This is a genomic window from Stenotrophomonas sp. NRRL B-14846, from assembly GCF_050473585.1.
Taxonomy (GTDB): Bacteria; Pseudomonadota; Gammaproteobacteria; order Xanthomonadales; family Xanthomonadaceae; genus Stenotrophomonas.
Window position 1 is genome coordinate 1326287 of record NZ_JBFLUN010000022.1, and the last position, 13616, is coordinate 1339902.

Annotated in this window: 12 protein-coding genes; all 12 read right to left on the reverse strand. The window is 68.0% G+C overall.

The window, feature by feature from the left end; genetic code table 11:
* Positions 1–93: 93 nt before the first annotated feature.
* Entirely contained in the window at positions 94–477 is a 384-nt protein-coding gene (locus AB1281_RS08370; RefSeq protein WP_075674549.1) for a hypothetical protein, read from the reverse strand.
* Between the two features lie 136 nt (positions 478–613).
* Positions 614–1105 (reverse strand): chemotaxis protein CheW, encoded by a 492-nt coding sequence (locus AB1281_RS08375; protein WP_014037088.1) that lies wholly within the window; start codon positions 1103–1105, stop codon positions 614–616.
* 218 nt (positions 1106–1323) lie between these two features.
* Entirely contained in the window at positions 1324–2097 is a 774-nt protein-coding gene (locus AB1281_RS08380) for a flagellar brake protein (RefSeq protein ID WP_014037089.1), read from the reverse strand.
* 158 nt (positions 2098–2255) lie between these two features.
* Positions 2256–4505: a methyl-accepting chemotaxis protein gene (locus AB1281_RS08385; RefSeq protein ID WP_430345576.1), complete on the reverse strand. Its 2250-nt coding sequence runs from the start codon at positions 4503–4505 to the stop codon at positions 2256–2258.
* Positions 4506–4863: 358 nt separating this feature from the next.
* Complete coding sequence (locus AB1281_RS08390; RefSeq protein ID WP_430345577.1) at positions 4864–6852, reverse strand: chemotaxis protein CheA; 1989 nt, start codon at positions 6850–6852, stop codon at positions 4864–4866.
* 45 nt (positions 6853–6897) lie between these two features.
* On the reverse strand, positions 6898–7263 hold the full coding sequence (locus AB1281_RS08395) for a response regulator (RefSeq protein ID WP_005409521.1): 366 nt from the start codon (positions 7261–7263) through the stop codon (positions 6898–6900).
* Positions 7260–7568, reverse strand: coding sequence for an STAS domain-containing protein (locus AB1281_RS08400; RefSeq protein ID WP_430345578.1), 309 nt, complete (start codon positions 7566–7568; stop codon positions 7260–7262). The genes AB1281_RS08395 and AB1281_RS08400 overlap by 4 nt, the downstream gene beginning before the upstream one ends.
* A gap of 301 nt (positions 7569–7869) precedes the next feature.
* Positions 7870–9138 (reverse strand): chemotaxis protein CheW, encoded by a 1269-nt coding sequence (locus tag AB1281_RS08405; protein WP_430345579.1) that lies wholly within the window; start codon positions 9136–9138, stop codon positions 7870–7872.
* Entirely contained in the window at positions 9135–9917 is a 783-nt protein-coding gene (locus tag AB1281_RS08410; protein WP_014037094.1) for a ParA family protein, read from the reverse strand. Before AB1281_RS08410 ends, AB1281_RS08405 begins: the two co-directional genes overlap by 4 nt.
* A 4-nt stretch (positions 9918–9921) precedes the next feature.
* Positions 9922–10938 (reverse strand): flagellar motor protein MotD, encoded by a 1017-nt coding sequence (gene motD, locus AB1281_RS08415; protein ID WP_430345580.1) that lies wholly within the window; start codon positions 10936–10938, stop codon positions 9922–9924.
* 1 nt (position 10939) lies between these two features.
* Positions 10940–11680 carry a flagellar motor protein gene (locus tag AB1281_RS08420; RefSeq protein WP_014037096.1) on the reverse strand — a complete coding sequence of 247 codons (741 nt, stop codon included), beginning with the start codon at positions 11678–11680 and terminating at the stop codon, positions 10940–10942.
* Positions 11681–11770: 90 nt separating this feature from the next.
* On the reverse strand, positions 11771–13615 hold the full coding sequence (locus AB1281_RS08425; RefSeq protein ID WP_430345581.1) for a chemotaxis protein CheA: 1845 nt from the start codon (positions 13613–13615) through the stop codon (positions 11771–11773).
* Position 13616 lies beyond the last annotated feature (1 nt).

Below are 13616 nucleotides of genomic sequence, written 5' to 3' on the forward strand. Positions count from 1 at the left end.
CAGGCTCCTAAGGCAGACGCGCCCGGGCATCGGGCCCGGTTGCAGCAGGAACCACGCCGGCACCAGGTCCGGCGTGGCTCGACGAACAGCGGATTACTTGATGTTGGCCAGCTTCAGTGCCGACGGCGAGCTGACTTCGATTTCCGCACGCGAAGCGTCGCGCTGGATCTTGCCGATCACGCAGACGGTCTTGCCTTCCAGGGTTTCCAGCGGGAAGGAGAACTTGCCGCGGTTCTCGCCGGCGATGCGGGCCGAGAAGGTGTGGCGCGGGAAGGCGCCGCCCATGTACAGGAAGGTCGGCTGGCCTTCGGAACCTTCTGCGTAGCGGGCCTTTTCGACCTTGCCACAGACCATGCCGTCCTTGCCGACCGAACGCGGTGCCATTTCCGGCGGGATCATGTCGGCCGACTGGGCGAAAGCGGAGGCGGCGGTGGTGGCCAGGACAGCGGCCGAAACGAACGCAAGCAGGGACTTCATCGAGGGGTATCTCCGGGGATGGTAACGGTCGGGCCGGTCCTGCGCGCTCCTGCGCGACCGGCTTCTGTCCCCCTATCGGCATCGCCGGAGGGAACTGAAGGGTTTTGTGACTGGAACGTGAAGCAGTTCCGTTTGCTCAGGCGGCGACGTCTTCGGCGAGGCTGGCCTGGCCCATGTCGGCGCTGTCGAGCAGGGTCTCGATGTCCAGCAGGATCAGCATGCGATCGTCGTGGGTACCGATGCCGGAGATGAAGCGGGTATCGACGGCGGCGCCGAATTCGGGGGTCGGGCGGATCTGCTCGGCCGACAGCGGGATCACGTCGGAGACGCTGTCGACGACGATGCCGACCACGCGGTCTTCCACGTTCAGCACGATCATCACGGTGAAGGCGTCGTAGCGGGCGTTGTCCAGGCGCAGCTTCAGGCGCAGGTCGATGACCGGGACGATGGTGCCGCGCAGGTTGATGACGCCCTTGATGTAGTCCGGGGCATCGGGCACGCGGGTGACGGCGTCGTAGCCACGGATTTCCTGCACCTTGAGGATGTCCACGCCGTAGTGCTCGTCACCAAGGGTGAAGCTGAGGAATTCGCCACCGGCGCTGGCGGCGGAGCTGGTCTTGTCGTTCATCGAGGGGTCCTGGTTCTGCCGGAAGTCCCGGTGTCAGGCTCGATATCGGCCCCGCTGGGGGGGACTTTAGGTGCCGGGGGATGGCATCCACGCATGGCGTGAATCTGCCTGGGAGGGTGCGTGGATGGGGTCAGACCCCTTTTCAGGGAAAAGGGATCTGACCCCGGCATGCGTTCCGGGGTTGCCGGCCAGCGGCCGGCACTACCGGTCGGACCGCCTCAGAGCTCGCCGTTGCGCCGGGCCTTGCGCTGCCGGTCGATGCGGAAGATGTAGCGCTGGATGGCGCTGTCGGCGCCGCGTGGCAGGCTTTCAAAGCGCATGCCCACGCGCTTGACCTCGATGCCATTGGGCTGGCGCTGCGGCAGCAGGTTGCAGACCACCAGTTCGATATCCAGGTCGGGGCCGTCGGGCAGCGACAACTGCGCCGGATAGCGCTTCTGCAGGCCAAACACCGCGCAGTCATTGGGGACCACCACGGCCAGGCCGCCGCCGCTGATGTCCACCACCCGCATCGACAGCGCTTCGGCCCGCGCTTCGCCGGGCGGCAGCAGCAGCTGCGGCGAATCAGTGACCGGCGTCTCCAGCCGGTACAGTTCGCGGCGCTGCAGGTGCACCAGTTCGTCCGGCAGCGGGGCGCGGAAGGCGACGTGGCCGTCGTTGTCCACGCGCTGCAGTTCGTGCAGGCGGAAGCGCACCAGCACGCGTTCGAGCTGGGCAAAGCACAGCAGGTGGTCGGCCTGTTCGGCGGCACGGTTGGAGGCTTCCTGCGGGCTGCCATCGAGCAGCAGGAAGTCCTCGTCTTCGTCGAGGTCGAGCAGGGCGGTCGGGAACGAGCGGTCGCGGCCGTCGATATGGGCGTTGATCAACGAACGCTGGTCGATCAGCGAGCGCAGCAGCTGGCGCAGCTGGCGCGGGTTGCGGACCAGGAATCGCTCGTCGGCGGCATCAGCCGCGTGGACATCATGCACTGCAGTGTCGTTGCCGTCGGACATGGAATCTACGGTCAGGGGCGGGCGCCAGCACGCGTTGGCGCGAGGCTCGATGGGGATATCGGCCTCTGCCCCGGATTATGAAGTGAGAATTACATCACTTTCCATGCGTGTGGGGTCGGATTCCTCTTCCGCAGAAAAGGGATCCGACCCCGGATACATCAGAACTCCTGCCAGTCGCCGTCCGCGGCCAGTGCCGGCTGCGCCGCCGAACTGCGCAGCGGGCGGGCGGGAGCCGGCTTTGCCGCAGGTGCGGCGGCCGCGACCTGGCGCGGTACCGGTGCTGCCAGCGGGCGTGCCGGAATGGCTGTCGCGCCCTGCGATGCGAGCCGGAAGCGGGCCACGGCTTCACCCAGCTGCACCGCCTGGTCTTCCATCGCACGTGCCGCAGCGGTGGCTTCTTCCACCAACGCAGCATTCTGCTGGGTGGTTTCGTCCATCTGCACCACGGTCTGGTTGACCTGCTCGATGCCGGCCGACTGTTCCTGCGAGGCGGCGGAGATCTCGGCCATGATGTCGGTCACGCGCTGCACCGAGGCGACGATCTCGCCCATGGTGCTGCCGGCCTGGTGGACCAGGCTGGAGCCTTCGGCGACCTTGCCGACCGAGTCGTCGATCAGGCCCTTGATCTCCTTGGCGGCGGCGGCCGAACGCTGGGCGAGGGTGCGCACTTCGCTGGCGACCACGGCGAAACCGCGGCCCTGTTCACCGGCACGCGCCGCTTCCACCGCGGCGTTCAGCGCCAGGATGTTGGTCTGGAAGGCGATGCCGTCGATGACCGAGATGATCTCGGCGATCTTCTTCGACGAAGCTTCGATGGCCGACATGGTGGTGACCACCTGGCCGACCACCTCGCCGCCCTGCGAGGCGACGCCATGCGCGCCGATGGCGAGCTGGTTGGCCTGGCGGGCATGCTCGGCGTTCTGGCGCACGGTGGAGGTCAGTTCCTCCATCGAAGCGGCGGTTTCCTCCAGATTGGCGGCCTGCTGCTCGGTACGGCGCGACAGGTCGCTGTTGCCGGAGGCGATCTCGCCGGCAGCCAGCGTGATGCTGGAGGCGCTGGCCTGGATCTGGCCGACGATCTGGGTCAGCTGTGCAACGGTGGTGTTGGCATCGTCGCGCATGCGTGCGAACACGCCGTTGAACTGACCGTCCATGCGCGCAGTCAGGTCGCCGGCGGCGATCGACTGCAGCAGCTGCGAGAGCTGGCCGAGGTTGCCGTCGGCCACCTGCATCATGGTGTTGAGGTGCTCGATCATCAGCTTGAAGTCGTGCTGGAAACGCTGTGCGTCGCCGCGCTGGCTGAAGTCGCCGGCGGCGGCCGCTGCGGCCAGCTGCTGGATCTGCGAGTTGATCGCCAGCAGGCTGGCCTTGGCGGCATCCATCGATTCGTGCAGGATCGCGCGGCTGCCCGGCAGGCGGCGGGCGTCCGGGGCGAGGTTGCCGATGGCGTACTGGTTGAGCACGTCGATGGCATCGCGGATGGCGTCCAGGTGCTCGAAGATCACCGTGTTGATGCCGCCGGCCAGCTGGCCATAGACACCTGGGAAATCCTCCGGAATGCGGTGGCTGATGTCCGGGCCCGCGTGCATCTGTGCCATCAGCTGGGTCTGCTCGCTGAAGCGGCGCAGCATCGCGGTCATTTCGGCGGTGGCGGCCAGCATCCTTCCGGCTTCGTCCTTGCTGGTGGCCTGGGTGCTGACGCTCAGGTCGCCACGGGCCACCGCCTGGATGGCGTGCACGGCCTTGCCCAACGGACCCGTCACTGCGCGTGAGATGACCGTGGCCAGCGCGGCGGCCACCAGCGACAGCAGCACGATGCAGCCGATGATGGCGATCATGCTGGTGCGGTGGGTGGCGTTGGCGGCGGCGATCTTGCCGTCCATCAGGCCGGCGATGTGGGTGCCGAGGGTCTTCATCGCGGCGAACAGATCCCGGCGCGCCGGGCGCGATTGTTCGTCGGAGATCTGCTGCGCCAGGGTGCCATCACCAGCGGCCACGGCTTCGCGCATGGCCTTGTTGGCGGCGAAGTAGCGTTCCAGCTGCACGTTCGCGGCGCGATAGAGTTCACGCTCCTTGTCCAGCGCCGGCAGCGCCGTGTACGCAGCCAGCTCGTCATGCACGGCCTTGGCGGTGTCGTCCATGCGCTTGTTGTAGTCGGCCACCTTTTCCGGCTGGTCGAGCATGCTCAGCAGGGCCAGTTCGTAGGTACGGAACTCGCCCAGCTGCGAGCGCGCTTCGCCCAGGTGCTGGACCGAGGGAATATCGTTGCCGGCCATTTCGCGGAGCTGGCTGTTGGCTTCGCTCAGGCGCAGCAGGGCGAAGGCGCCGAGGACCAGGGTCATCAGCGTGGTGAGCGTGAACCCCACGGCCAGCTTGCGGGCGATGGGCAGATCTTGGAACCACTTCATGCGGGGTGCTCCAGGTGGGCAGGGTGCCGGCGGCGGTGCGCCGGCTGGGGTGGTTGCATCGCGAACGGTGGTGCCCGGTGGGGTTCGGTGACGGCCGTCATTGCGGAATAACGGCGCGTTCCGGGCGGACTTTATGGACGCAGATCACATTCGGTTGCGTAGGGAGGACGGCGCGAAAGTGCTGCAGTGGCGGGGCTTTCGCTTGCGTGGCGTGGTTGCGAACGAAACCAGCGCGGCGACGGAGATCACGGAATGGGTTCGGGCGCGGATCTGACCCCAGCCACACATTGCTGGAGCACACGCAAACAAAAACCGCCGCCCCGAGGGGCGGCGGTCCAGTGCACGCATGCTGCGTGGATCAGGCGGCCTGCGGCATCCGCAGCGAACGCACCAGCCCGCCGATGTCGACGATCAGCGCGACGCGGCCGTCGCCGAGGATGGTGGCACCGGACACCCCGCCGATGCGGCGGTAGTTGTTCTCGATGTTCTTCACCACTACCTGCTGCTGGCCGACCAGTTCGTCCACTTCCAGTGCGATCTTCTGGCCATCGCCTTCGACCACCACCACCAGCGATTCGCTGCCGGGTGCGCGGTTGCCGTAGCCGTAGTACTCGCTCAGCGACAGGATCGGTAGGTACTCGCCGCGTACGCGCAGCACGCGGCCTTCGCCGGCCATGCTGCGGATGTCTTCGGCCTGCGGCTGCAACGCCTCAAGCACATAGGCCAGCGGCAGGATCAGGGTTTCACCGGCCACCGCCACGGTCATGCCATCGAGGATGGCCAGGGTCAGCGGCAGGCGGATCAGCGTGCGGGTACCGGCGCCGAGGCTGCTTTCGATCTGCACCTCGCCCCCCAGCGCCTGGATGTTGCGGCGGACCACGTCCATGCCGACGCCACGTCCTGACAGGTCGGTGACCGCATCGGCAGTGGAGAAGCCCGGCTGGAAGATCAGGTCCCAGACCTGCGAATCGGTCGGGTTGTCCGGCACGGCCAGGCCGCGTTCGTGGGCCTTCGCCAGGATCTTGGTGCGGTCCAGGCCGCGACCGTCGTCGCTGACTTCGATGACGATGTGGCCGCCCTGATGCGAGGCTGCCAGGGTGATCGTGCCGGTTTCGTCCTTGCCTGCACCGCGACGCACGTCGGGCATTTCCAGGCCGTGGTCGATCGAGTTGCGCACCAGGTGCACCAGCGGATCGGCGATCTTCTCGATCAGGCCCTTGTCCAGTTCGGTGCCTTCGCCGACGGTGCGCAGGCGCACCTGCTTGCCGAGGCGGCTGGACAGGTCGCGGACCAGGCGCGGGAAGCGGCGGAACACCGCATCGACCGGCAGCATGCGCACGCCGATCACCGCTTCCTGCAGGTCGCGGGTGTTGCGTTCAAGCTGGTCCAGGCCGGCGAACAGGCTCTCGGCGTGGACCGGGTCCAGCGCGTGCGAGACCTGCTTGAGCATGGCCTGGGTGATGACCAGTTCGCCGACCAGGTTGATCAGCGCATCGACCTTGTCGACGCTGACGCGGATGGAGGTTTCCGCCTCCTGGCTGGCACCACCACTGGCGGCAGGCGCGGCGGGAGCCGACGGCGCCGCTGCCGCCGGAGCGGGAGCGGCCGCGGCCGGTGCCTGGGTCGCCAGGCTGGGCGGCGCGGTCGGACGGATGTCCAGTTCGCAGTCGTCCAGCACCCAGGCGAAGGTGTCTTCGATCTTGCTGCGCGGCACCTTGCCGACCAGGCCCAGGTCCCACGCCAGGTGGGCTTCGAGCGGATCAAGCTGGGCGAAGCCCGGCAGGCGGTCCATGCGCGCGGCGACCTGCAGCGAACCCAGATGTTCAAGTTCGCGGATGATGCGCAGCGGGTCGTTGCCACTCATGAACAGTGACGGCGCCGGGGTGAAGCCGATCTGCCAGGCTTCCGGCGTATCGTCCACCTTGGCTGCGGCGGACGCCGGGGTATTCGCTGCGGCCTGGCCGGAAAGAACCGCTTCCAGACGCGCCTTTACCGCAGCGACTGCGGCGGGGTCGGCGGCCTGGCCGTGTTCGGCTTCGCGCAGCAGGGCGCGCAGCACGTCCACCGAGGACAGCATGGCGTCGACGGCGTGGCCTTCCAGTGCCCGCTTGCCGGCGCGCAGCTCATCGAGCAGCGTCTCCAGCACGTGGGTCAGGCCGGCGATCGCGTCGAAGCCGAAGGTGCCGGCGCCGCCCTTGATCGAGTGGGCAGCGCGGAACACCGAATTGATGATCTCCGCGTCCTGCTGCCCCGATTCCAGGGCCAGCAGGCCAGCCTCCATCGCGTCGAGGCCTTCGCGGCTCTCCTCGAAGAAGGTGGCGTGGAAGCGTTGCAGGTCCATGCTCATGGCAGTGGTGGTCCGGAAGCGAAGAGGGGGAGCGGTGCCGGGCGATCAGCCCAGCACTTTCTGCACGGTGGCGACCAGCTGTTCGGGATTGAACGGCTTGACCAGCCAGCCGGTGGCACCGGCGGCCTTGCCTTCGGACTTCTTGTCGGCGGCCGATTCGGTGGTCAGCATCAGCAGCGGGGTGAACTTGTAGTCCGGCAGCTGGCGCAGCTCGCGGATCAGGGCGATGCCATCCATGTTCGGCATGTTGACGTCGGTGACCACCGCATTGAAGCGCTGGCCTTTGGCGCGACCGAGCGCGACCGCGCCGTCTTCAGCTTCTTCGACGGCAAAACCGGCCGAGGTGAGGGCGAAGGACACCATCTGGCGCATCGACGCCGAATCGTCCACCACCAAGATACGTGCGCTCATGCAGCGTTCTCCACAGATTTCAGGTTGTCATGGGTTACGTCCAGGCCCAGGGCCTGGGTGACGCCCAGCAGGCGCGCGGCGTCACGGAAGGTTGCGGTGCAACCGTGGAAGCCGGTGCCCAGGCCTGCCTCGCGGCGGGCCTGCACGAACGCACACAGCACCTGCATGGCGGCCGTGTGGATGCGGGCGACCTGGCTGGCATCCAGGGTCAGCTCGCCTGCCTGCTCCACCAGGGGGGCGAGGCGGTTCTTGAGCTCGGTAGTGCTCTCGATGCCGAGATCCCCACCCAGTTCGACAGTGCTCATCGTTGCTCCGGACAAACGGTTCCGTGATCCATAACGGCACCCCGGTGGGGTTCTTTAGAAGAATCGACGCGGTGCGTCGATGCGGTGCTTTTCGGGTCGCCCTTGAAAAGGGGACGGAGGGGATTAAGTCGCAATCGCCCGCGCCGCTCTGCGATGGCCAGTAGCAACGGCGACCGCGCAGTGGGGACGTATGGGGTTGATCCAATGGATCAATTCCTTGCGTCCCCGACAGGCACCGCGTCGGCGCAATGCGCCGAGCCAGTTGCGACTTAATCCCCTCCGTCCCCTTTTTCGTTGCGGCTCAGCTCAACAGCCGGGTGGCGTCGAGCAGGATCATCGGGCGCTGGCTGACCCGGGCCACGCCGCGGAACAGGTCGTTGGAGATCTGGCAGATGCGCGCGGTATCGGGCGGTTCAATCTGCGAATCGGTGAGGTTGGCGACATCTTCCACCGCCGATACGCGCAGACCGATGGTTTCGCCGTCTTCTTCCAGCACCACGATGCGGGTCTGGGCGTCGTCCTCGGCGGCGGCCGCGCCCAGGTGCAGGCCCAGGTCCATCACCGGGACCACCTGGCCGCGCAGGTTCATGATGCCCAGCATGGCTGCAGCGGTGCCGCGCAACGGCAGCAGCGGTACCGGCAGCACGACCTCCTGGACCTTCAGCAGTTCCAGCGCATAGGCCTGGGTGCCGCAGCGCAGGCGCAGCCAGCGCGAGGTGCGTTCGCCGGCACGACGGTTCTGCGGGTGCGGGCTGCGGGCCGGTTGGTGGGCCTGCGCCTGCAGCTCCTGCCAGGTGCCGGGGCGGTTGCCTGTGGGTGCATCGACGGCGACGCGCGGCGGCGGTGTGGCGGCAGCGCGTGCGGCCGGGGCCGGTGCAGGACGTGCCGCCGGTGCTGCCACTGGCGCTGCGACCACGGCGGGCGGCGGCGTGGGAACGTCTTCGCCACCGGCGGCCGCCTCGAAGGCGGCCTGCAGGCCAGGGCTGTCGGTGTGGGCGAGACGATGGCTGTCCGCCGGGTCGGTCTCGTAGATCACTTCGTCCGGAAGATCGTCCCAAGTGGGTTCCGGACCCGTTTTGGCAGCGGCCGCAGCCGGTGCCGGCGTGGTTTCGTGGATGACTTCGTCGGGAAGGTCATCCCAGGTCGGCTCGCGTTCCGTGATCGCGGTGCTGGCCGGTGCGGCGGCGGCCTCGAAGGCCGCCTCCAGTGCAGCCTCATCCGCGGCCGGGGCCGCGACGACGGCGTCCGTTTCGTAGATCACTTCGGCCGGCAGATCGTCCCAGGTGGGTTCGCGTTCTGCATCGATCACGCTGACGGGCGCGGAGGCGGCATCGAAAGCGGCTTCCAGCGCGGCGTTGTCCACGGCATGGGTAGCGGCAACGGTCTCGGTTTCGGTTTCGTAGATCACCTCGGCCGGCAGGTCATCCCAGGTCGGCTCGCGCTCGGCGGCGGCTTCGGTCGCCTTGGCCGGGGCGGCGCTGATCGGCGCGGGCACGGCCAAGGCGGCCGGCGCGATCGCCTCGCCCAGCAGTTCGTCCAGGTAGTCGTCGAGGATGCCGGTGCTGTTCATGCGGCCTGCTCCAAGGCGCGGGCATCCTCGCCGAGGATCCAGTTCAGGGCGCGCCGGTAGGCGGCCAGGCCGCGGCCCGGGTAGTCCTCGCCGACGCTCGGCAGGGTCAGGCCCGCCGCGTTGCTGATGCGGGTATCGATCGGAATCGCGTCTTCCCACACGCGGCTGCCATGGCGGTCCTGCATGGTGCGCAGCGACTCGTTGCCGGCGCGGGTGCGTCGGTCGAACAGGGTCGGCAGGATCGAGATCGGCAGCGGCCGGCGACGCGAACGCTCGACCATCTCACCGGTGCGGACCATGCCATCCAGGCCGTGCAGGGCCAGCGGCTCGGCCTGGGTCGGAATGATCAGGCGATCGGCGGCAGCCAGGGCGTTGATCATCAGCAGGCCGAGGGTCGGTGCGCAGTCCAGCAGGATGTAGTCGTGCTGGCCCTGGTGTCGCGCAAGCGCGTTCTGCAGGGCCAGGCCGAGGCCGGGCTGGTTGGCGCTGCGGCGTTCCAGCGTGGCCAGCGCCGACTGTGCGCAGACGTAGTCCAGGCCGTGGATGTTGCTGGCATGGCACAGGCTGGCAAGGTCGGCGGGCGGTGCGCCGAACAGTTCCAGCACGCCGGCCGGCGGCGGATCCACCGGCACGCCGAAGGCGCGGCTGAGCGAGGCATGCGGATCGAGGTCGATCAGCAGCACGCGATGGCCGAGCGCGGCCAGGCCGCGGCCGAGGGCGAGGGTGGTGGTGGTCTTGCCGACTCCGCCCTTCTGGTTGGCGACTGCCCAGATGCGCATCGGGTTACTCCTTCATTGCCGGGGGAACGGCGGCGCCGACGCGGCTGCCAGCCGGCACCGGCGGCAACGTCACCGGTGCGATGGGGGAGGTGGGGGCGTTGGCCGGCGTTGCTGCGGCCTGTTCGGTGGCGGTGCTGCCAGTGGCGCCGGTGGCCGCGTTCAGGCGTTGGCCCAGCGGATCCACCGAGTGCGAGGTGTCGGCCAGGATGATGACCATCACCCGGCGGTTGCGGTTGCGGCCCTGCGCACTGTCATTCTCTTCGCGGGGGCGGAACTGGCCGTAGCCGACCATCGCCAGGCGCGACGGCTGCACGCCCTGGTCGGCGAACAGGTGCACCACGCTGGCGGCGCGTCCGGCCGACAGCTCCCAGTTGGACGGGAAGGTGGCGGTGGCGATCGGCACGTTGTCGGTGTGGCCTTCCACGCGCACGCTGTTGGGCACGTCGCGCAGTACCTCGGCCAGGCTGGCCAGGGTCTGCCGTGCGTGTACGTCCAGCGCGGCCGAGCCGGTCGGGAACAGGATGTCGCTGTTGATCTCGACTTCGATCCACAGCTCGGTGCGGCGCACGCTGATCATGCCGCGGTCGATCAGCGGCGCCAGCGCGGCGGTGAGGCGGTCGGCGATGGTGTTGAGCTGGCGCTCGGCGCGCGCGATCTGTTCCTGGTTGTGTACCGAAACCGGCATGCGCATCTGCGAGGCCATCGACGGCAGCAGGGTCGGGTCGTGCGAGGGCGCCGGTGCGGACGGGCCGACCTTGGTGCCGGACTTGATCACCGACGGGCTGTCCCAGCCGCCGCCCTGCACCTGCTTGTTGCCGACCTGCACCGGATTGATCGTGCGCGGTGCGCCACCGAAGGCATCGGTGAGGGCGTCGGCCATGATCCGGTACTTGCCCTCGTTGACCGAGGAAATCGCGTACATGACCACGAAGAAGGCGAGCAGCAGCGTCATCAGGTCGGCATAGGGGATCGCCCATGCTTCGTGGTTGGCGTGCTCTTCGTGGTGCTTGCGGCGGGCCATGTCAGTGCAGGAAGCCGGAGAGGTTGGTTTCGATGTTGCGCGGGTTCTCGCCCTGGGCGATCGAGATCAGGCCTTCGATGACCATTTCGCGGTCGCGCGTGTTGTGCGAGATCACACTCTTGAGCTTGGCCGAGATCGGCAGGAACAGCAGGTTGGCCGAGGCGATGCCGTAGATCGTTGCGGTGAACGCAGCGGCGATGCCGTGGCCGAGCTTGCTGGGGTCGGCCAGATTCTTCATCACCGCGATCAGGCCGAGCACGGCACCGATGATGCCGAGCGTCGGTGCATAGATGCCCATCGCCTCGAACACCTTGGCACCGGCCTGGTCCTGGTGTTCCTGGCTGCCCAGTTCGATTTCCAGCATGTGCCGCATCGATTCGGGCTCGACACCGTCCACCAGCAGCTGCAGGCCCTTGCGCAGGAACGGGTCCTGCTGTGCTTCCACCTGCGATTCCAGGCCCAGCAGGCCCTGGCGGCGGGCGATGTTGCTCCACTCGACGATCTGCTGGATCAGTTCGCGGCGGTCGCTGTGCGGCGGGCGCACGACCCAGCGCACGATCTTGAACGCATGCTTGAACACCGCCGGCGACGTATGCAGCAGGATCGCGGCCACGGTGCCGACGATGACGATCACGAACGCCGCAGGCGACCACAGGGACGCCAGGCCGGCGCCCTTGAGGATGCTGCCGCCGACCAGCGAGGCCAGGGCGAGAAAGAGTCCAATGAGGCTGAGTCTATCCATGGATCCGGTATCGGCTTGTATGAATGGGACTTGAGACACCGGTACGGGCTACTGGTGCGACTTCACAGTTTTACGGGTTCAGCAAGCGGGTCAGTCGTGCGGGCTGCGCAGGCCGTCCACATCCAGGATCAGCGCCATGCGACCATCGCCGATCAAGGTTGCACCGGCGTAACCGCGCAGGCCGCGCAGGGCTTTCGGCAGTGGCTTGATGACCACTTCCTCGCGCCCGCGCACCTGGTCCACGACCAGGCCGAAGCGCGCTTCGCCGGCCTGCAGCACCACGATGGTCAGCAGGGTCGACGCGGCGGGCGTCACATCCAGCCACTGGCGCAGATCGACCAGTGGCAGCGTGTGCGAACGGCGGTCGAGCACGGCGCGGCCATCGAACCAGCCCAGCGAGGTGCGCGGTGCGTGCAGCACTTCCATCACGCGCGCCAGCGGCAGCGCATAGACGTCCTCGCCGGCCTGCACCAGCAGGGTCGGCAGGATCGCCAGGGTGAGCGGCACGCGGATCAGGAAGCGGCTGCCGCGGCCCAGCTCCGACTGGATCTGGATCTGGCCACTCAGTTCGCGGATGCGCGACTGCACCACGTCCATGCCAACGCCCCGGCCGGAAATATCCGTGACCTGCTGCTTGGTCGAGAAGCCGGGCAGGAACACCAGGTGCAGGCACTCCTCGCTGCTCAGGCGGGCGGCGGCCTCCGGATCGATCAGGCCCTTCTCGCGTGCCTTCGCGCGCAGCTTTTCCGGATCGATGCCGGCGCCATCGTCCTGCACCTCGATGCTGACGTAGTCACCTTCCTGCTGTGCCGACAGCCGCACATGGCCCATCCGCGGCTTGCCCTGCGCTTCGCGCAGGTCGGGCATTTCCACGCCATGGTCGATGGCGTTGCGGACCAGGTGCACCAGCGGGTCGGCCAGCGCTTCGACCAGGTTGCGGTCGAGCTCGGTCTCGGCACCGATCAGCTCCAGGTCCACTTCCTTCTTCAGTGAGCGGGCGACGTCGCGGGCGACCTTGGGGAAGCGCGAGAACACCTTGCCCACCGGCTGCATGCGGGTACGCATCACCGCCGACTGCAGGCGCGCGGTGGCGATGTCCAGGGTGGACACGGCGCGGTCCAGTTCTTCGTCGCGCAGGCGCGCACGCAGGGTCTTGAGCCGGTTGCGCGACAGCACCAGTTCGCCGATCAGGTTGACGATCGCGTCCAGCCGCTTGGTGTCCACGCGCACGGTGTGTTCGGCTTCGGCCAGCGGCTTGGCGGCCGGCTTGGCCGCCGGTGCCGGTGCGGCCGCCGGGCGCGGGGCGGCGATCGGTGCCGGTGCCGCCGCAGCCGCCGGCTTGGCGCCGGGTGCGGCGCCGCCATGCAGCTGGTCGAGCAGGGCTTCGAACTCGTCCTCGCTGATCAGCCCGTCGTCGGCCTTCTTTGCCGGCGCCACCGCGGTCGGTGCGTTGCCGCCGTGCAGCTGGTCGAGCAGGGCCTCGAACTCGTCGTCGGTGATCAGGTCGCTGCCACCCGCAGCGGGAGCTGCTGCGGCGGCGGGTGCAGCCACGGCACCGCCATGCACATCGAACTGGGCGATCAGGTCTGGCGGTGCATAGCCCGGCTCGGTGCCGGAAGACACGGCGTCCAGCATTGACTGCAGGTAATCCAGCGATTGCTGGGCGGCGTCGAAGTGATGGGCCTGCAGCATGGCCTGGCCGGCACGTGCAGCGCCCAGCGCTTCTTCAGCGGCGTGGCACAGCTCGACCATGGCGGTGACACCGAGGAAACCAGCGCCGCCCTTGAGTGTGTGGTAGCCCCGGAACACCGCGTTGAGCTGTTCGGTGTCCTGCGGTGCCTGCTCCAGCGACACCAGCTGTTCGCCGAGGCGATCCAGGATTTCCTGTGCCTCGATGATGAAATCGGCAGTGATGTCGTCGGATACCGCGCTCATG